Origin of the sequence: Paraburkholderia sp. JPY465 (genome assembly GCF_050436725.1) — a bacterium.
In the GTDB taxonomy this organism is placed as follows: Bacteria; Pseudomonadota; Gammaproteobacteria; order Burkholderiales; family Burkholderiaceae; genus Paraburkholderia; species Paraburkholderia youngii.
The window spans coordinates 683362-702436 of sequence record NZ_JBNDMT010000007.1 but is presented as its reverse complement, the minus strand read 5'-3'; the positions used below and the strand labels follow the sequence as shown (position 1 = coordinate 702436).

The following is a 19075-nucleotide window of genomic DNA, read 5'->3' as shown; positions in this document are numbered from 1 at the left end:
CGTTACTCGACCATCCCGGCAACGTGACAGCGCCGACCAAGCGAGACTACTGAGAAGCAGGCCATCAAATTAATTTATGCTTCGCAGGCCTATTGAGGTCTGTTTTGCTATATCTGATCAATATATCTAAAGCGCAGTTGGTTTCCTAAGGCATTTGACGACACAATTGCGACACAATGACTCGCCTACAATATCCAGTAGACTTTTTTGTTAAGGAAACCTTAATGACTGGACCAAATGCATCGAAATTCTCATCAAGCTCAACACCAACTGTTGGCGCACAACACTGTATGAGATCGCCATCATGGAGGAATCTTCTGCCGGAGCGAGGACAAATGGAAGTCGGCACGGCGTCCGTCGATCAAATTTTTGGCTGGCAAGGAACCTCGCGAAAACACTTTGGGCGCTAGCACAAGCTGCTGAGCCAGTCCTGTCGGCATCGGTGTTCTCAGCCCCCATCAAGGACCTCTTCAGTTGTAACACCCGGTTAGCAAGGAAACGCTGGAAATGAAACGCCTCGCGTGGGCGATCGGAGAGGACGCTCGAAATACCTTTCGGACGCTCATGCATACTGCCACGGGACGACCCCGCGCGGCCGAATGGCCGGCGCGTCGTCGTGATAGATAGATGCCAGGGGATATCAAGACCAGTCCATCGGATCACGGCAAGGCGCGGAGAACGTTTCCTGCGCAGTAGCCCGTCTCCAGCTCCAGAGCGGTCGCCCGCTGATTTTCCCTATGTGCGAGCACTCTCCTAGTGTATGCCGGCCGGGACGCGCGCACTGCTTAGGTTGATTGACGGGAGACGGCGAAGTCCGCGCTACGTATTGGCATCGTTCCGGTTTCCTTTTTTTCGAGCGACCGGCCATTTTCTTGATAGAAGGCTATTCGCAAGCCTTGATCGAAGCCAACAATCTGATTGGAGTCTCGACTCGTGAATCTTCCAAAACGCATGCTCGTCGCCAATGTCGCGTGGGCCCAAGAAATGGGACGGCGCGAACCAAACTTGTTTCGCGCGCTAGCCATGGGGCAGAAACCGCAAGTGCTCTGGATTGGCTGCTCAGATAGCCGCGTACCCGCCGAAACCATCACCCACTGCGCGCCGGGGGATCTGTTCGTTCATCGCAACATCGCTAACCTTCTTCATCTCGACGACGACAACACCATGAGTGTGCTCGAATATGCTGTGTGTGAGCTGCGGGTCGCGCACATCATTGTCTGCGGGCATTACGGATGCGGGGGCGTGCGCGCCTCGCTACTTCCACCAGCCGACACCCTGCCGCACTTCAACCGCCGCATCAGGCCGCTTTGCGCACTCGCACACACGCATCACGCGGCGCTCGCTCGCCTGCCATCGGAAGAGGCACGCATCAACCGGCTCGTCGAACTTAATGTACTCGAACAGGTACGCCTGCTGCGCGAGCATCCGCTCGTGCGTGAGCGTGCACCCTCTCCCCTTGTGCACGGCTGGATCTTTTCACTGAACGACGGCCAGTTGCGCGAACTCGAGTCGGGCTTCGAGCCTGAAACAACGAAGGCAATCGCCCCCGTCTGACCCGTCTCTCCAGATCGCTCCGCTTACCTCGTTCACCAAAAAATCGCAGTCGCACAAATTTGGCGTCGGGGTATCCACCCTTCACTATTTTTCGCTTCCATCATGACTTCGAGAGTTTTCCCGTCTGCGCTTCTACGTGACCTCGCTGCCGGCGCTGTAGTCTTTCTCGTCGCGCTGCCGTTGTGTCTCGGCATTGCAGAAGCCTCCGGCGCAGAGCCGCTAGCCGGGCTAGTGTCTGGCATCGTTGGTGGCATCGTCGTTGCCTTGCTCAGCGGATCGCCCCTCAGTGTGAGCGGCCCCGCCGCGGGCCTCGTCGTGATCGTCGTCGACGGCATCGGGCGTCTCGGTAGTTTCTCTGCATTCCTTATTGCATTGCTGCTGTCGGGTGTCATCCAGTTCGGCTTCGGGACGCTTCGGGCCGGCCAGCTCGCCTCGTATGTGCCCACACCCGTCATCAAGGGAATGCTCGCCGCCATCGGACTGCTGCTGATCGTCAAGCAGATCCCACTTGCAGTGGGTCTGACGTCGGGTCGCAACACCGAATCGTTGGCAGGCGCGCTTGCATCCATCTCGCCCATCGTCTGTACTGTCGCCGCCATCTCGCTCGCCATCCTTGCGGCCTGGGACACGCATACATTGAGACGCTTCGCGCTAGTGCGGTTCGTGCCTGCGCCGCTTGTCGTCGTAGTTGCGGGCGTAAGCGCGACGCTGGTGTGCGGCGCGCTAGGCGCCACGCTCGCGTTGCCACCTGAGCACCGCGTAGCGTTGCCGGCCATCAAATCGTTCGCGGCGCTCGGGGACGCCTTGCATTTACCTGAGTTCGGGTTGACCTTCGCGCGCCTTGTGGATCCGGAAATATGGATCGTCGCCTTGACGCTTGCCGTTGTCGCCAGTCTAGAAACGCTCCTGAGCCTCGAAGCCGTCGAGCAGATCGACCCGCAGCGTCGCGTCGCACCACCGAATCGCGAACTCAAAGCGCAAGGGGTCGGCAATATGATGGCAGGTGTCATCGGGGGATTGCCCATCACATCCGTCATCGTCCGCAGTTCGGCCAACGTCCACGCCGGCGCGCGAAGCCGGCTCTCCGCAATCGTGCACGGCGTGCTGCTCCTCGTCAGCATGTTCGCGCTCACGGATGCGATCAACCTGATTCCGCTCGCGAGTCTGGCGGCCATTCTCATTCAAACCGGCTACAAGCTCGCCAGACCGTCGCTGTTCATTACGCTCGCGAAACAGGGAGCGGCATCGTTCACTCCATTCATTGTAACGATCGCCGGGGTGCTCGCCAGCGATCTGCTCACTGGAATTGTTCTCGGTGTGCTGTGCAGCGCCGCGCTCGCGTTGTGGGCGAATCTGCATCGGCCTATTGCCCTCGCGCGACACGACGACCATTTCCTGCTTTCGTTTCGCAAGGATGTGTCGTTTCTCGGCAAGGTGGCGCTCAAGGAGATGCTAGCGCATATCCCGGATCGGGCGACCCTCATCGTCGACACAACCCGCGCCGACTTCATCGACCACGACGTGCGCGAACTGCTAGACCGTTTTATTGCCGAGGCGCCACTGCGGTCGATCGCGGTGGAGGTGCGAGACGCCGCTACGGTGCTACCTCCTGCACCGCGGTCAAGCGTCTGACCGCACGCCAACAGTGGATGCGATCCATGACGAACGGGTCTAGCAGGCCCGATCGTCATTGCGAGAAAACTGGGACTACCGCGTCCGAAAGTTGCGATGGGAAGCGAATTTTCGCCAGCACGTAGCGCTGCTCGATCAGCCAGCGAAACAATACACCGGAACTGATAGTGCATAGGCGATGGAATTCGGCGAGCGATCACTGTGCCCTGCGAAGCCTTGTCGCCGGCCTTGATCTTCACTTCCTTGACGGTGCCCGCGACGTCGCTGGGCACTTCCATCGTGGCCTTGTCCGACTCGAGCGAGAGCAGCGTCTGCTCCTTCTCGATCACATCACCGGCCTTGATGTTGACTTCGATGACCTCAATGTCCCTGAAGTCGCCGATGTCCGGCACTTTTACTTGGATAAGCATCATTTATTAGTTTCTTCCGTGCGGTTGTCCCGGGGCTTGTCGCGGGTCAAAGCGATACCCGTCGATAGTCGGTCAGAATCGTGGCGAGATACGCATTGAAGCGGCCGGCTTCTGCGCCATCAATGACGTGGTGATCCCATGAAAGCGACAGGGGCAGCATGAGGCGAGGCACAAACTGCTTGCCGTCCCACACCGGCTTCATCGCGCTCTTCGACAGGCCGAGGATCGCGACTTCCGGCGCATTGATGATCGGCGTGAAATGCGTGCCGCCGATGCCGCCGAGCGACGAGATCGAGAAGCAGCCGCCCTGCATCTGGTCCGGCTTGAGCTTGCCTTCGCGCGCTAGCTTCGAGAGCTCGGCCATTTCCTTGGCGATGTGGACGAGACCCTTCTTGTCCGAGTCGCGAATCACCGGAACCACGAGGCCGTTCGGCGTGTCCGCGGCAAAACCGATGGGGTAGTACTGCTTGAAGACGAGGTTATCGCCGTCGAGGCTCGCGTTAAAGGTCGGGAATTTCTTCAGGGCCGAGATCACCGCCTTGATCACGAACGCGAGCATCGTGAACTTCACGCCCGCCTTCTCGTTTTCCTTGTTGAGCTGCACGCGCAGCGCTTCGAGGTCCGTGATATCCGCTTCGTCGTTGTTCGTAACGTGCGGAATCATGACCCAATTGCGGTGCAGATTCGCGCCGGATATCTTCTTCATGCGCGAGAGCGGCTGCGTATCGATCGGGCCGAACTTCGTGAAATCGACCTTCGGCCAGGGCAGCAGGTTCAGGCCCGAGCCGCCCGCAGCCGGTGCGGCTGCCGCGCCGGCCGGTGCTGCGAGCTGGTCCGCCATCACGCCCTTCACGAACGCGGTGACGTCGTCCTGCGTGATACGGCCCTTCGGACCCGTACCCGTAACGCGGGCAACGTCCACGCCGAGATCGCGCGCCAGTTTACGCACCGACGGCGAAGCATGGCTTGATCCGCCCAGCCCAGCGTCCTTCTCCGCGATTACAGCCGCTAACCCAGGCGTGGAAGGACGGGCTGCAGGTTCAGGCAGTTCATTAACAATGTGTGGACGGTCATGGAGCCCGGAGCTCGCCCGGGAGGCCGCCTCACTGGTCACCACCTCGGCCAACGCGCCGTGCGGCTCCATGAGCAGGATGACCGAGCCTTCCGACACGGCATCTCCGACCCTGAGCTTTATTTCACGAACGACGCCGCCAAAAGGACTCGGCACATCCATGGTGGCCTTGTCCGACTCCAGCGTAACCAGCGATTGCTCTTCCCGTACTACATCACCCGGCGCAACCAGCACCTCGATGACGGGGACGCCCTTGTAGTCGCCGATGTCAGGCACCTTAATCTCTGTTACATGCACTTCTGTATTCTCCCAATCGCGTTCCAAAGCGAGAGCAACGATCGATTCGTAGTGTGTCTCATGAATGTCTCAAGGCCGGAACAGGCAGCAGGCACCGCGGTGCCAGAAATTCTGGTCATGTTGAACTAGCGGTCGACATCGCACGAATTCATCAGCATGTCCGTCAGTCCCGCGCCAGCTCGAACCATAGGCCAGACGTTCGCGGACGGATCGACGGCAAAGTCCATGAATACGGTACGCTGCTTCATGGAAAGTGCTTCGCGAAGGACCGGCTCGACATCGCACGGTCGCTCGATGCGAAAGCCGACGTGCCCGTATGCACGGGCGAGCGCGACAAAGTCAGGCAACGCGTCCATGTACGAGTGGGAGTAACGGTCGCGATAGTTGACGTGCTGCAGCTGCCTTACCATGCCGAGGTAGCCGTTGTTAAGGGAGACAATTTTCACGCCAAGGTCGTACTGCCTGCAGGTCGACAGCTCCTGGATGCACATCTGGATCGAGCCGTCCCCGGTCACTGCGACCACATCCGCGTCAGGAAGTGCGCGTTTGACGCCCATCGCATAGGGCAGTCCGACACCCATCGTCCCGAGGCCGCCCGAGTTGATCCATCGACGAGGCTTGTCGAATCCATACAGCTGCGCAGCCCACATCTGGTGCTGTCCGACGTCGGAACAGATATAGGCATCGCCTCCAGTGACTTCCCAAAGCCGTTGAATGACGAACTGTGGCTTGATCACATCAGCGTCCGGTTCATAGGCGAGGCAGCGCCTCTCACGCCAGTTCTCTATCTCTTTCCACCAGTCGTTGCGATTCCCATCGTTGATACGCTGCGCCCGGAGCTGCTCCAGTATCCCGCGCGCCGCGGTCTTTACGTCTCCCACGATCGGAACGTCAACCTGCACCCGCTTGTCGATCGTCGCGGGGTCGATATCAACATGAATAATCGTCCTTCGATCTGACCGGAACGCTCCTGTGTTCCCGACGACCCGATCATCGAATCTCGCACCGAGCGCGATCAGTACGTCGCAATGCTGCATCGCCATGTTGGCTTCGTACGTTCCATGCAGTCTTGGCATTCCGAGGCACCGCCGGTCTGAGGCGGGAAAGGTGCCGAGCGCCATCAACGTGTTCGTCACCGGGGCATCGAGTCGCCGCACGAGTTCCGCAATCTCTTCGCTTGCAGCCGATGCGACCGCTCCGCCACCAACAAGAATGCATGGCCGGCGTGAGCGCGCGAGCGCTTCGGCGGCGCGCCGCACCTGAACGACATGAGGATCCGTGCGTGGACGGTACGATCGCAGCGTGACGGATTCAGGTATGCGCAAGGGCGTCTTCGCCTGAAGCACGTCTTTGGGAATATCCACCAGTACAGGTCCCGGGCGCCCGGTGCGAGCGATATGAAACGCGCTTTTGAGCGTCTTCGCCAACTGAGAGACATCCAGCACGAGAAAGTTATGTTTGACGATAGACCGGGTGATCCCGACAGCATCGCACTCCTGAAACGCATCGGTTCCGATGGAGTGTGTGGGTACGTTACCGGAGACCACCACCATCGGGATGGAATCGAAATACGCCGTAGCAATGCCCGTCACCGCGTTCGTCACGCCCGGGCCCGATGTCACCAGCGCTACGCCGACCTTTCCCGTTGCACGCGCGAAGCCATCCGCCGCGTGCACGGCTGCCTGTTCATGGCGAACCAGCAAATGGGTGATATGGCCGGACTCCTGGAACGTATCGTAAAGCGGCAGGACGGCGCCGCCTGGATACCCCCAGACCGTATCAACGCCCTCCCCGCGCAGAACTGACAGGACAATCTGTGCGCCCGATGCATGGCCGTCCATGCCCGAACCACTCGAAGCGCCGGCCTTCACAACCTGTTGGATCTCAGAACCCGCAATCTTCATTATTAGCTCCTGGTAGTGCCCCACCCATCACTGTTGCCACGGCGCGGCCCGGTTCGCGTCACGCCTGCCATAGCGATCCACGGCACGCCTGACGACCTCGACCGCGATTGCACCGTCGTCCGCAAGCGCTTTCAGCGCGGCAATCGCAATCGAATACCGGTCGACTTCGAAGAACGCTCGCAAAGCCGCTCGGGTGTCACTGCGTCCAAAACCATCGGTGCCAAGCGTCACATAGCGTCGCGGCACATACGCACGAATCAGTTCAGGAACAGCACGCACGTAGTCCGTCGCTGCAACCACGGGCCCGTGAGTGCGAGACAACGCAGACGCCACGTACGGAGAGGGATCACAATCCTCGTCGAACAGGCGATCGGTGCGTTCGGCCGCCACGCCGTCCCGGTGCAGCTCGGTAAAGCTGGTGACGCTCCACACCGACGCTGCGATACTCCAGTCTTCCTTCAGCAGGCGCGCGGCGGCTTGAATTTCCCCAAGAATCGCCCCCGAACCGAGCAACTGGACCTGTGCGCGTTCGAGCGATGTCGTGTCAAGCGGATACATGCCCCTGAGCACACCATCACGAACGCTTTCGATAGGCGCAGCCGGAAGCGAAGGCTGGGCGTAGTTCTCGTTCGTCACCGTCAGGTAATAGAAGACATCGCGCTGACGTTCGATCATCTCGCGCATGCCTTCGTCGACGATCATGGCCACCTCGTATGCGAACGCGGGATCATAGGCGCGGCAGTTAGGTACCGTCGAAGCCGCCAGATGGCTCGTGCCGTCCTGATGCTGAAGCCCCTCGCCACCGAGCGTCGTCTTGCCCGCCGTCGCACCGATCAGGAAGCCACGTGCACGCTGGTCTGCCGCGGCCCAGATCAGATCGCCGATGCGCTGGAAACCGAACATCGAGTAGTAGATGTAGAACGGCAGCATGGGCAGGTCGTGCACGCTGTATGAAGTGGCGGCGGCGACCCACGAGGACACGGCGCCCGCCTCCAAAATGCCCTCTTCCAGTATCTGCCCGCCCGTATCCTCCCGGTAGTACAGCATTGAGCCCATGTCTTCGGGCTCGTACAGCTGCCCGAGCGGCGAATAGATCCCAACCTGCCGGAACAGGTTCGCCATACCGAACGTGCGTGCCTCGTCGGCAACCACGGGAACAATGCGACGGCCGAGCGACGCGTCTTTCAGAAGGCTCCCGAGCATCCGCACGAACGCCATCGTCGTCGACATCTCCTTACCGCCGGCTTCGAGGGCGAATTGCCCCCACGCCGACAACGCCGGGACGGGCAGCGTTTGCGACGCGGCTGTCCTTCTGCGGGGCAGATAACCACCAAGCGCTTCGCGCCGGGCATGCAGGTACCGCATTTCCGGACTGTTGTCCGCCGGCCTGTAGAACCGCAGCTGCTCGACGTCCTCGTCGGAGAGAGGCAAGCGGAAACGGTCGCGAAACGCTTTCAGTTGTTCGACGTCGAGCTTCTTCTGCTGATGCGTGGTCATCCGGCCCTGCCCGATCGACCCCATGCCGAAGCCCTTCATTGTCTTCGCGAGAATAACCGTGGGCTGACCGCCATGTTTCAGTGCCTGGTCGTACGCCGCATACAGCTTGCGCACGTCGTGCCCGCCCCGTCGCAGACGGTCGATGTCGTCGTTGCTCAGATGCGCGGCGAGCGCAGCCAGTTCCTCGTTCTGTCCGAAGAAGCGTTCGCGGTTGTAGGCGCCGTCATTGGCCGAGAAGGTCTGAAACTGTCCATCGACGGTATGAGCAAACGCGCGCAACAACGCGCCGGTGCGATCGCGCGCGAAAAGACCATCCCAATCAGAACCCCACACGACCTTGATGACGTTCCAGCCCGCTCCCGTGAATTGCGCCTCGAGCTCGTCAATAATGCGGCCGTTGCTTCGCACGGGGCCGTCAAGTCGCTGCAGATTGCAGTTAATCACGAAAACGAGATTGTCGAGTCCCTCACGGGCCGCAAGCGACAACGCCCCAATCGATTCGGGCTCGTCCATCTCGCCGTCGCCAAAAAAACCCCAGACCTTCCGACCTTCCGTTTTGAGCAATCCACGGTTCTGCAGGTAACGCATGAAGCGCGCCTGGTAGATCGAGTTGATAGGGCCGATGCCCATCGATCCCGTTGGAAACTGCCAGAAGTCAGGCATCAGCCACGGATGCGGATATGAACACAGACCCGGACCCGCGATCTCGCGACGGTAGTGCTCCAGATGCTGCTCGCTCAGGAAACCTTCAAGGAATGCGCGCGCGTATACCCCCGGCGACGAATGGGGCTGAAAATAGACGAGGTCACCACCATGCGCATCGTTCGCGCCGCGAAAGAAGTGGTTGAACCCTACCTCGAAAAGATCCGCCGCCGATGCGTAGCTCGCAATATGTCCCCCGAGTTCGCCATAAGCCCGGTTCGCCCGCACCACCATCGCGAGCGCATTCCAGCGCAACGCGGCGGCAAGTCGCTCTTCCGTATCGATGTCACCTGGATACGGCGACTGCTGGTCGACCGGGATGGTGTTCGTATAGGGCGTGACATTCGCGCGCGCCGTTGCAATGCCGCTCGACAACGCATGCGCGGCCAGGCGGTCGAAAACATACTGGGCGCGCTCGAGTCCAACATGCTCCACCACGCCATCCAGCGCGGCGAGCCACTCGGCAGTCTCCCGCGGGTCGCCGTCGATACGGGTCTGAGTGAGGGCAAGAACGGGTTTGGCACCGCTCGATAAATCGGTCATGGCGACTCCAGGCTGAACAGTGAGATTCTTGAGCTTCGAGACTCGTGCAGGTCGAACTGCGCGGTCCGATGGGATAAGAAGAGCTTAACTAGCGCCTCACAAAATATGCGTCTCTTTTGCTGGTAGTTTTTGCTGCAGATAGGGTATAAATTCTGGGAACGCATTCTCCCGTGAGATTTCCATACTATGACGTCTGAAACAAAGCTCCCAACCCGCCGGCTGGATCGCACCGACATCGCGATCCTGCGGCAGTTGCAGGACAATGCGCGTATCACAAACGCTGAGCTCGCACGCGCTGTTAACCTCTCCCCCACTCCCTGTTTCAATCGCGTACGCACACTTGAAAATCTCGGCTTGTTCCGGCAACACGTCACCCTCCTCGACGCCGGCGCGCTCGGATTGCGTATCAACGTCTTTATTCAGGTCAGCCTCGAACAACAGGTCGAAGACGCGCTACGTGTTTTTGAGAAGGAGATCGCGGATCGGCCAGAAGTGATGGAGTGCTATCTAATGACAGGCGATGCCGATTATCTGCTGAGGGTTGTCGTGCCGGACATGCAAAGCCTTGAGCACTTCATCGTTCAATGGCTCACGAAAATACCTGGCGTGTCGAACATCCGCTCCAGCTTTGCGCTCAAGCAAGTGCGCTATAAGACCGCGCTGCCGCTTCCGACTGCAGGCCTCATGCTCCCGAGCGGCGACGAGGTCCGTCAGGAATGGACCTAGCAGGCTGTTGAATTTGGGTCGCGTGTAAACGGGGTTCGAAGGACAGCCGTTATGGATATCGTGTTCATGAGATTGGGCGATGAGTGCGATGCGCGGGATTGATGAGATGCAGGAGCGGCTGTTTACGAGGGTCAAGCTGGACGACTTCGTCCCCGTTGATCACCCATTGCGACCGATCCGGCAGCTGGTGAATGAAGCATTGAAGCGGCTCAACGGGTTGTTCAGCGTGATCTATGCGGACAGCGGCCGGGCTTCGATTGCACCCGAGAAACTGCTGCGTGCCCTGCTGTTGCAAGTGTTCTACTCGGTGCGCAGCGAGCGCATGCTGATGGAGCAGATGCGCTACAACCTGCTGTTCCGCTGGTTCGTCGGGCTGGCGATCGAGGACGCCGTGTGGGACCACTCGGTGTTCTCGAAGAACCGCGACCGGCTGCTGGAGCATGAAGTGGTAGAAGCGTTTTTTACCGAAGTCATGAGTCTGGCCGACAAACGTGGCCTGCTTTCCAGGGATCATTTTTCGGTGGACGGCACGCTGATTCAGGCGTGGGCCAGTCACAAGAGCTTCCGTGCAAAGGACGGTTCGGACGATGGACCGCCAGCAGGCGGCGGGCGCAATGCCGACACGGACTGGAAAGGCAAGCGGCGCAGCAACGATACGCATGAGTCGAGCACGGATGCGGACGCACGTCTGTTCAAGAAGAGTAAAAAGAGTCCAGCCATCCTGTGCTACCACGGCCACATCCTGATGGAGAACCGCTCCGGGCTGGTGGTCGGCGCTGTGGTCAGTCATGCGGATGGTTTCGCCGAACGGGCCAGCGCCTTGCGGCTGCTCGACTGCGTACCGGGGACGCATGCGAAGACAGTGGGTGCGGACAAGGCCTATGACACGCGCGACTTCGTGAGCGATTGCCGGGCTCGCAACGTGACGCCGCACGTCGCGCGCAACGATGAGCGCGCTGGCGGTAGCGCAATCGACGGTCGCACTTCGCGGCATGCGGGCTACCGGGTCAGCCAGATCATCCGCAAGCGTATCGAGGAGCATTTCGGCTGGGGTAAAACGGTCGGACGGATCCGCCAGACGGTCTATCGCGGCCTCAGGCGCGTCGACCAGCACTTCAAGCTGACGATGGTGGCGAGCAATCTGACCCGCATGGCGCGAATGCCAGCTGTGGTGCTGCAGGGAGCGACGCGATGAGCCCCGACGGCGTGGCGATGATGCTGCGCCCGCGCAGCAACCGGGTGCGTTGCCCGCAAAAATCAGCCGGCGAACCCGCAATTCAGCAGCAAATCGCATGCGGAAACCTCGTGAACACAGCTTCGATCTTCATGACGGGGCGCTTTTCAACAGCCTGCTAGAGAGGTTGCATCGAATGTCCATTCGTCTACTTCGATCCTTGGATGCCGGCAGTGTGTTACGGCAAAGCGGTCTCCGGATCAAGTGAGCCTCACGACAATCGAAAGACTTAGCTCTGCGCAATCGCAAACGAAAACAGGACTTCTCCCGCGTTCTCGCTTACAGGATGCGCGGGGCCCGCAGTCTCGGGAAAAGACGTGGCATTGCGGGGCATCAGTCTCGCGCCTCGAAAGAAAAGAGTCCTTATTGAATCTCAAAGAAACCACGCCTTGGGTGGCCCCGCAAGCTCGGCTGGCCCAGCGCGACTCATACGTCGACTGCAAGCGTAAGAGCCGAGTCGAACGGCGCGGATTTTCGGCTCCTGCGCTGGATATTCGCAAACGACACTGAAGCAACTAGCCAGACATCTGTCACAGCTCAGAACTCTGTATTTCGATCAGCGCTTAATCTCCTATCCCCAGGCGAAAGAGTTGGCCCCAGCCGGGGACATCATCGTCGCATTCAGCAAGTCTCAGGGCATGCCAGCACAACGCCTGATTCGAGGAAATGATTCGCTTTCCCGTTTCTCGTTCGAGCGCGTCGATGACGTGTGCAGCGCGCATCTGGGTACACGCAACAACAATAGTGTCCGCATCTGCAGGGCGGATTCAACCGGTCGATGCAACACAATGAACGCTGCATGAGCGGCGGGAGTGTTGCAAATGAAACAGCGACACCGGATTTACTACAGCGAGAAGCAGAAAGCGCTGATGTGGGAGCGCTGGCGAAAGGGTGAGTCTCTCGAGCATATCGCCCAGCTCTTCGATCGCCACCACTCGTCCGTGCAGCGGATCATCGGCGAAGCCGGTGGAATCCCGCCGGCAAAGCGACATCGTTCGCGGCTGGCGCTAACATTAGCCGAGCGGGAAGAGATATCGAGCGCGCTTGTTGCTGGCGATTCGATCCAGTCAATCGCCAGTCGGCTTGCGCGGGCTCCCTCTACCATCTGCCGCGAGATCAAACGCAACAGTGGGCAGGATGGCTATCCCCGATGGGCGGGCAAATTCCCCCACCTGTGGGCACCTAAAATCCCCCACCTAGAGACACGCGGAGCATGACGCTGGCGCGGTCTGGCAGGACGTTACCTTACACCCCTCGAATGAAGAAAAAGAGGGGTTGTTGGAGTGAATGTCTTGAAGCCGCATCTGCAAACAACCATCGCCACGCTCATCGCCGCGGGCAAACGTCAGCGGGAGATTGCCCGGATTACGGGAGTCGACCGTAAGACGATCCGCAAGTACCAGGAGCAATTCGCGGCGGCGCAGGCAAATTCCCCCACGGTGCCCACCGGCTCCGGGCTGCAAATTCCTCCACCCTGCCCACCGGCAAAGAGCAACCAGATATCGGCCTGCGAGTCACACCGGGAGTTCATAGAGGCCCAGTTGCGGCTGCGGCGCAACGCCATGGCCATCTACCAGGATCTGGTGGACCGGTTTGGCTTTGCTGCCGGATACGACAGCGTCAAGCGGTTCGTGCGGACATTGCGCCAGCATGAACCGGCCCAGTTTGACCGGCTGGATTTCCAGCCTGGCGAAGAAGCCCAGGTTGATTATGGCGAGGGGGCCCTGACCAGGGTGCCGGGCACAAACCGTTACCGCAAGCCGCGGTTGTTCGTCATGACGCTTCGGTACTCGCGACGCAGCTTCCGCCGCGTTGTGTGGAAGTCCAGCAAACAGGTCTGGGCCGAGTTGCACGAGCAGGCCTGGCGCCAGCTGGGTGGTGTAACGCAATACGTCGTCCTCGACAATCTGAAGGAAGGCGTGATCAAACCGGACCTGTACGAGCCGGAGCTCAATCCGGTGTATGCAGCCATGCTCGCTCACTACGGCGTGGTGGCGGACCCAGCCCGCGTACGAGATCCGAATCGCAAGGGCACCGTCGAGAACGCTATCCAGCATACCCAAGGCACGGCCCTGAAGGGGCGCCGGTTCGAGTCGATCGAGGAGCAAAACGCCTTCCTTGATCAATGGGAATCGAACTGGGCGGCCAGAAGGATCCACGGCAGTACCCGTCGCCAGGTTCAGGCGATGTTCGAGGAAGAGCGCCCCCATCTGCGTGCCTTGCCGGCGCGCAACTTCGAATACTTCACCGACAAGGTCTACACGGTCTGCGACGACACGTGCGTACGGGTCGACCACAGCAGTTACGCTGCCCAACCGGCTCCCATTGGCAGCAAGGTGCTGGTGCGTAAATTTGCCCGTCACCTGGAAATCCGCAACCTCCAGACACAGACATTGCTGCGCACCCACATTCTGGCCGACAGGCCGGGAACAGTGATCCTGCCGCACGACGAGCGACCGTTCAATCCCTCCCGGGAAACGCGCCGCATCCTCGCGCAGGCCAGGACGATCGGGCCATCGGCCGAACGCCTGTGCCAGCATCTGTTCGACACCGAAGGGCGAGTCGGTCAGCGCAAGCTCTGGGGCATCGTCGGCCTGGTCCGGCGCTATCCCCGCCGCCTGATCGAATCGGCCTGCGAGATCGCAATGAGAGAAGGCATGCCCAGCTACAAACAGGTCAAGGCGCTGACCGAGTGAAGCGCCCCGGGTTTTCCGGAGACCGTTTTGCTTGCGTCATGCCACAGTGACAGACTCAGCGAGATTTGCATAGTAAGCGGCTTCTGCCTCGGCAGGTGGAATGTTGCCGATGGGGCCGAAGAGCCGACGATTGTTGAACCAGTCCACCCATTCGAGCGTGGCCATTTCAACGGCCTGCAGATTGCGCCACGGCCCGAGGCGGTGAATGACCTCTGCCTTGTACAAGCCATTGATCGTTTCAGCCAGCGCGTTATCGTAGGAGTCGCCCACGCTGCCCACGGATGGCTCGATGCCAGCCTCGACCAGCCGATCCGTATAGCGGATCGATACGTATTGCACGCCGCGGTCGCTGTGATGGATCAGCCCGTCCTGCTGCGCCGGCTGTCGTTCGTACAAGGCCTGCTCCAGTGCGTCCAGAACGAAGTCCGTTCGCGCCGAGCTCGAGACGCGCCAGCCGACAATGCGCCGGGCGAACACGTCGATGATGAACGCGACATAGACGAAGCCTTGCCAGCTCGATACATACGTAAAATCTGACACCCACAGCGCATTGGGCCGTTCGGCCGTGAACTGCCGCTTCACCAGATCCTTCGGGCACGGCGTCGAACCATCGCTCACTGTCGTGCGGACCGTCTTGCCCCGCACCACACCGCGCAGGCCCATCTGCTTCATCAGCCGCTCGACCGTGCAACGCGCCACGACAATGCCTTCGCGCTTCAATTGCTTCCAGACCTTGTCTGCGCCGTAGACCTGGAAGTTTTCTTCCCACACACGCTGGATCTCGTCCTTGAGCATCCTGTCGCGCTGGGCCCGCGCCGGCACCAGCTCAGGATGGGCGCGGCGGGCCACATGCGTGTAGTACGTCGACGGGGCGATTGGCAGCACCCTGCAGATCGGCTCGACCCCGTAGACGTGCCGGTGATCATCGATGAACGTGATCATCACTTCGGTCGGCGGTCGAGCTCCGCCTGTGCGAAATACGCTGACGCCTTGCGCAGGATTTCATTGACCTGCCGAAGCTCACGCACTTCCCGCTCCAGTTCCTTGATCCGATCCTGCTCCTGCGTGCTCGTGCCCGGGCGCAAACCCCGATTCCGCTCTTCCTTGCGTACCCAGCTACGCAGCGTCTCGCCCGAGCAGCCAAACTTCGCTGCGATCGACGCGATCACCTTCCATTGCGATTCGCGATCGCCTTGATGTTCCAGTACCATTCGCACAGCCCGCTCACGAACTTCCGGCGAGTACCTCGGGGACTTCTTCTTCGTGTTTTCCATAGCTCCATTTTCTCAAGAAGTGGAGTCTCCGGAAAACCCGGGGCGCTTCAATCTCTCTTGAGCATGAGCCTTGCCGAAATCGACCGCGCCCTGCGCGAACTGCGCCTGTCCGGCATCAGCGCGACACTGGAAACCCGGGTGCTGCAAGCCCAGGCCAGCCAGCAGCCATTCCTTGAAACCTTCTCCATGATTCTGCAGGACGAGCTCGATCGACGACAGTCCCGGCTTCTCGAACGACGCTTCCAGCAGTCCGGCCTGGACGAGCGCAAAACCCTGAGCGACTTCGACTGGTCCTTCAACACGAAAGTCCCCCGGCAGGCCTGCTTCGAGCTACACACGCTGAAGTTCGTCGCCGACAGCGACAACGCGCTGCTGATCGGCAAACCCGGCACCGGCAAAAGTCATATCGCCAAGGCTATCGCCTACAACGCCACCCTGCAGGGAATGAAGGTGCGATACGTCGAGTCCGACACCGTGTTCGCCGGCTATGCCGTGGAAACACGTGCCGATCAGGACCGGCTGCTCAAGGCCCTGGTCGAGCCCGAACTCCTCGTGCTTGACGATCTGTTCCTCGCCAAACGCATTCCCGATGCCGCGGCCGAATTGCTGCAGACACTGGTCCATCAACGCTACAAGCAACGTCGCAGCATCCTCGTCACGTCCAACCGTGTCGTCCAGGACTGGGGGCGCTACCTTCGCGACAGCACCATGGCCTCGACGATCCTTGATCGTCTGCTGCATCGCTCCAAACTCCTCGAGTTTGAAGGCAAGAGCTATCGACTCCGGGAAGCTGCTGCCAGGCTTGCCGTCACTGAGGAATCCGACGCATAATCCGCTCGTCCTGCCTGGGGGAATTTAGCCGCCCACAAGTGGAGGAGTTTGAACTGCCCATCGGGGTGGCTATCGGGCAAGTCACGCCGATCAGCTTGCCTGGGATCGGGCGCAGCGGCCCAAAGTCTGTAAGCTGGTCGAACACCGGATGTTGGCACGCATCGTGGCAGACAAACTTCAACTGGAGTGGTCGCCCGAGCAGATCGCGGGATGGCTCAGGCGCGCGTACCCGGACAACGAGGATTACCACGTGTCACACGAGACCATCTACCGCAGTCTCTTCATCCAGGCCCGTGGTGCCTTGAAGAAGGAATTGCTCGAACATTTGCGGCGTACCCGGGTCATGCGGCGTTCCCGCCATTACACGCAGAAGACGGGCGACCACGGCAGGATCCGCGACACGGTGTCGATCAGCGAACGTCCAGCCACGATCGAGGACCGCGCAGTGCCGGGACATTGGGAGGGTGATCTGCTTTGCGGCAGCGGGAGCAGCCAGATTGCGACGCTCGTCGAGCGCCAGACACGCTATGTGATGCTGGTGAAGATTGCCAGCAAGGACAGCGAGGTGGTTGCCGATGCGCTCATCAAACATGCCTGCAAATTGCCCCAGGAACTCTACAAATCGCTAACCTGGGATCGCGGCACTGAGATGGCCAGCCACAAACGCTTTACTGTTGCCACGGACATTGCCGTCTACTTCTGCGACCCACAACATCCCTGGCAGCGTGGGTCGAACGAGAACACGAATGGACTGTTGAGGCAATACTTCCCGAAAGGTACCGACCTGTCGGTGTATTCACAGACCAGGCTCAATGCTGTGGCGAGACGGCTCAATGAACGTCCGAGGAAGACACTGAATTACGAAACGCCAGCCGAGCGGTTTAACCAAACTATTGCATCGACCGGTTGAATCCGCCCAGTACGGACTGCCGTTCGAATAGCGTCAGCAACGCTTTCCGGCGAAATGAAAGGTGCTTCATCACCGATAAAACCGGTCGGATTGGAAAACGTACAAACTGAGGTGACGTCCATTCCCATGTTTTCCAATGCGTGCACCATATCTGATGCAACGTCATGGGGATATGGAGAGACGTATCCAATCCTCCTGGATTTTAGTGCCTTCAGTGCAGCCTTAATTCCACGGAAAGGGTCTGTTACGAGTGCACCTAGGTGAACCTCGCGCACCAGACGTTCGAGTTCCGACTGCCCGATCACCATTGCAGCCGATGTGCAGCCCAACGCAATGACGTCAGATGGGCGCATGGAATTTATCAGCTTGATCGCCGTCCCGATTTTATCCGCCTGCTGCCTCAGCGTGTCCTTTGAGACGGCTTGGCCACTGGCCCGGGCGGTCGGAACGCGGCTTTCATACAATGCGATACCGGGAAGGGACAGCATTGCTCTCGCTTCGTAAGAGAGTGTCTGATCATTAGAAATCACCACCATCCCTATGTGCGCGCGACTGCCGATTCCGGTGGTGATCTCATAGGGTACGGATACCCACTGCCGCGCCTGAGATTCAGATTGATTCGTCATTCAATACCACGCGTGCTTAGAAGTTGAGGCAGGGTCATGCTTCAGCTCACTCACTCGTTCGTCACTCTGACGCTTCGCAAAGAGCCGTAGCCTTGACATTAATTGACGGAATGTCATCCTTGCTGAATCCATACTTTTCCATAATCTTTGCGATAGTTCCGTCAGCCTTCCGCTTCGCGAGACTTTCGTTGAAAAGCTTCACAAAATTCGCGTCAGTTGGCCTGAACGCGATCGCTCCATAGTTCTTTTTTTCCTGACCATTCGGTTCGACGTACCCAGTGAAAGGCATCGCGCGTTCGACGCCAGTGGTATTCCGATCGCGAAGCAGGCCGATCGCGGTCGCCTGCCCCATCATTAGCGCATCAGAGCGCCCCGCAAGAAGTGCAGCTAAACCCGATTCGATGTCCGGGTAGAGCTGGATACGATCGTGCTTAATGCCTGCAGCAACGGCGTTCTCAGTGGTAGAAGCCCCCCTGATGTCAGTAATACGAATGGCCGGGTTCTTCGCGATGTCGGCGTAGCTGTGGATCTTGAGCGGATTTCCCTTCTTCACTAGTAACGCGTCACCATTAGCCTGAAAAGGGTCTGAGAAGGCGACCTGCTTGCAGCGTGCAGGCGTGATAGCCATACCGGAGGCGACCGCATCGATCCGCCTGGACAGCAGACTCGGGATGAGCGCGCCAAAATCCATCACGATGAAGTCCACTTTTTTGACGCCCATGCCGTCTGTCACAGCCTTAAATACATCAGGATAAAGCCCAGTGACTTCCCCCGAATCCGTCTCGTATCCCCACGGCCAACGATTGTGAACCCCGATTGTAACGGTTCCATCGTTTTTTACCTTGTCACCAAGCGTCTGAGCTCGGGCCGAGCTAATGGTCGCGCTCAACGCAAGAGCAAACACTGCAACAAGGAAAGCACAGCGCCATTTGGAATCATTTTTCATCTCATCCCTCTCTGCGATTTGGCTCCATGGGCGCGTCCAGTGCGTTATCCCATGGAATTCAACTTTTAGTAATCCTACGGATTCAATACAAATCTTTCACTAGACGGCTATTTTTGCCCATCCCCCGAAAACAGAAAATCTTCTCAAAACCCACGCCAGTATTGGCTTTACGGGGTATAAAACGAGTGGAAGTGATCCGGGCAGAGCGCTTTCAGGAAGGG

Annotated in this window: 12 protein-coding genes, 5 pseudogenes and 1 other annotated feature; of the genes and pseudogenes, 9 read left to right on the top strand and 8 right to left on the bottom strand. The window is 59.4% G+C overall.

Annotation, left to right across the window (positions count from 1 at the left end):
- The first annotated feature begins 933 nt into the window (after positions 1–933).
- Positions 934–1554, top strand: a complete 621-nt coding sequence (locus QFZ94_RS43960; RefSeq protein WP_026229228.1) for a carbonic anhydrase — start codon at positions 934–936, stop codon at positions 1552–1554.
- A 102-nt stretch (positions 1555–1656) separates the two neighbouring features.
- Positions 1657–3186 (top strand): SulP family inorganic anion transporter, encoded by a 1530-nt coding sequence (locus QFZ94_RS43955; protein ID WP_410852594.1) that lies wholly within the window; start codon positions 1657–1659, stop codon positions 3184–3186.
- Positions 3187–3377: 191 nt separating this feature from the next.
- On the opposite strand, the pseudogene QFZ94_RS43950 reads toward QFZ94_RS43955, so the two are convergent.
- The 4 genes and pseudogenes from QFZ94_RS43950 to mdeB all read right to left on the bottom strand — a co-directional run.
- Positions 3378–3599 (bottom strand): annotated as a pseudogene (locus tag QFZ94_RS43950) (biotin/lipoyl-containing protein); the annotation flags it as partial.
- Positions 3600–3642: 43 nt separating this feature from the next.
- A pseudogene (aceF, locus tag QFZ94_RS43945) lies at positions 3643–4953 on the bottom strand (dihydrolipoyllysine-residue acetyltransferase); the annotation flags it as partial.
- A 137-nt stretch (positions 4954–5090) separates the two neighbouring features.
- Positions 5091–6869, bottom strand: coding sequence for a biosynthetic-type acetolactate synthase large subunit (gene ilvB / locus QFZ94_RS43940; protein WP_429464243.1), 1779 nt, complete (start codon positions 6867–6869; stop codon positions 5091–5093).
- A 27-nt stretch (positions 6870–6896) separates the two neighbouring features.
- Positions 6897–9611 carry an alpha-ketoglutarate dehydrogenase gene (mdeB, locus tag QFZ94_RS43935; RefSeq protein ID WP_429464241.1) on the bottom strand — a complete coding sequence of 905 codons (2715 nt, stop codon included), beginning with the start codon at positions 9609–9611 and terminating at the stop codon, positions 6897–6899.
- 186 nt (positions 9612–9797) lie between these two features.
- Here mdeB and QFZ94_RS43930 point away from each other — a divergent pair, with 186 nt between their 5' ends.
- The 3 genes from QFZ94_RS43930 to QFZ94_RS43920 all read left to right on the top strand — a co-directional run bounded on the left by QFZ94_RS43930 (position 9798) and on the right by QFZ94_RS43920 (position 11693).
- Entirely contained in the window at positions 9798–10337 is a 540-nt protein-coding gene (locus QFZ94_RS43930; RefSeq protein ID WP_410852598.1) for an Lrp/AsnC family transcriptional regulator, read from the top strand.
- Positions 10338–10425: 88 nt separating this feature from the next.
- Positions 10426–11532, top strand: coding sequence for an IS5 family transposase (locus tag QFZ94_RS43925; protein ID WP_429464339.1), 1107 nt, complete (start codon positions 10426–10428; stop codon positions 11530–11532).
- On the top strand, positions 11529–11693 hold the full coding sequence (locus tag QFZ94_RS43920) for a hypothetical protein (protein ID WP_410852599.1): 165 nt from the start codon (positions 11529–11531) through the stop codon (positions 11691–11693). Before QFZ94_RS43925 ends, QFZ94_RS43920 begins: the two co-directional genes overlap by 4 nt.
- A gap of 441 nt (positions 11694–12134) precedes the next feature.
- On the opposite strand, the gene QFZ94_RS43915 is transcribed toward QFZ94_RS43920, so the two are convergent.
- Positions 12135–12338: a hypothetical protein gene (locus tag QFZ94_RS43915; protein ID WP_429464337.1), complete on the bottom strand. Its 204-nt coding sequence runs from the start codon at positions 12336–12338 to the stop codon at positions 12135–12137.
- A 54-nt stretch (positions 12339–12392) separates the two neighbouring features.
- Here QFZ94_RS43915 and QFZ94_RS43910 point away from each other — a divergent pair.
- Together QFZ94_RS43910 and istA are read left to right on the top strand one after the other, a co-directional pair.
- Positions 12393–12716: pseudogene (locus tag QFZ94_RS43910) on the top strand (helix-turn-helix domain-containing protein); the annotation flags it as partial.
- A 138-nt stretch (positions 12717–12854) separates the two neighbouring features.
- A pseudogene (istA, locus tag QFZ94_RS43905) lies at positions 12855–14264 on the top strand (IS21 family transposase); the annotation flags it as partial.
- A gap of 39 nt (positions 14265–14303) precedes the next feature.
- Here the strand turns inward: istA and QFZ94_RS43900 are convergent.
- A protein-coding gene (locus tag QFZ94_RS43900) for an IS3 family transposase (RefSeq protein WP_429455868.1) occupies positions 14304–15541 on the bottom strand; the annotation gives its coding sequence in 2 pieces (ribosomal slippage) (positions 14304–15247 and positions 15247–15541; 1239 coding nt in all).
- Positions 15135–15251, bottom strand: a sequence feature (AL1L pseudoknot). (Overlaps the previous gene by 117 nt.)
- Before the next feature lie 63 nt (positions 15542–15604).
- Between QFZ94_RS43900 and istB the strand changes: the two genes are divergently transcribed.
- A complete protein-coding gene (gene istB / locus QFZ94_RS43895; protein ID WP_429455436.1) occupies positions 15605–16372 on the top strand; it encodes an IS21-like element helper ATPase IstB in 768 nt (255 codons plus the stop codon).
- 70 nt (positions 16373–16442) lie between these two features.
- Positions 16443–17282, top strand: a pseudogene (locus QFZ94_RS43890) (IS30 family transposase); the annotation flags it as partial.
- Here the strand turns inward: QFZ94_RS43890 and QFZ94_RS43885 are convergent.
- A complete protein-coding gene (locus QFZ94_RS43885; RefSeq protein WP_429464239.1) occupies positions 17231–17908 on the bottom strand; it encodes a maleate cis-trans isomerase family protein in 678 nt (225 codons plus the stop codon). The pseudogene QFZ94_RS43890 and the gene QFZ94_RS43885 sit on opposite strands and share 52 nt — an antisense overlap.
- Positions 17909–17969: 61 nt before the next feature.
- Complete coding sequence (ehuB, locus tag QFZ94_RS43880) at positions 17970–18854, bottom strand: ectoine/hydroxyectoine ABC transporter substrate-binding protein EhuB (protein ID WP_429464237.1); 885 nt, start codon at positions 18852–18854, stop codon at positions 17970–17972.
- Positions 18855–19075 lie beyond the last annotated feature (221 nt).

What these genes read in the sequence shown, in the direction of transcription:
- QFZ94_RS43955 (WP_410852594.1), top strand. Translation starts at nt 1,657, where the DNA reads ATGACTTCGAGAGTTTTCCCGTCTGCGCTTCTACGTGACCTCGCTGCC.
- ilvB (WP_429464243.1), bottom strand. Translation starts at nt 6,869, where the DNA reads ATGAAGATTGCGGGTTCTGAGATCCAACAGGTTGTGAAGGCCGGCGCT.
- mdeB (WP_429464241.1), bottom strand. Translation starts at nt 9,611, where the DNA reads ATGACCGATTTATCGAGCGGTGCCAAACCCGTTCTTGCCCTCACTCAG.
- QFZ94_RS43930 (WP_410852598.1), top strand. Translation starts at nt 9,798, where the DNA reads ATGACGTCTGAAACAAAGCTCCCAACCCGCCGGCTGGATCGCACCGAC.
- QFZ94_RS43925 (WP_429464339.1), top strand. Translation starts at nt 10,426, where the DNA reads ATGCGCGGGATTGATGAGATGCAGGAGCGGCTGTTTACGAGGGTCAAG.
- QFZ94_RS43920 (WP_410852599.1), top strand. Translation starts at nt 11,529, where the DNA reads ATGAGCCCCGACGGCGTGGCGATGATGCTGCGCCCGCGCAGCAACCGG.
- istB (WP_429455436.1), top strand. Translation starts at nt 15,605, where the DNA reads ATGAGCCTTGCCGAAATCGACCGCGCCCTGCGCGAACTGCGCCTGTCC.
- QFZ94_RS43885 (WP_429464239.1), bottom strand. Translation starts at nt 17,908, where the DNA reads ATGACGAATCAATCTGAATCTCAGGCGCGGCAGTGGGTATCCGTACCC.
- ehuB (WP_429464237.1), bottom strand. Translation starts at nt 18,854, where the DNA reads ATGAAAAATGATTCCAAATGGCGCTGTGCTTTCCTTGTTGCAGTGTTT.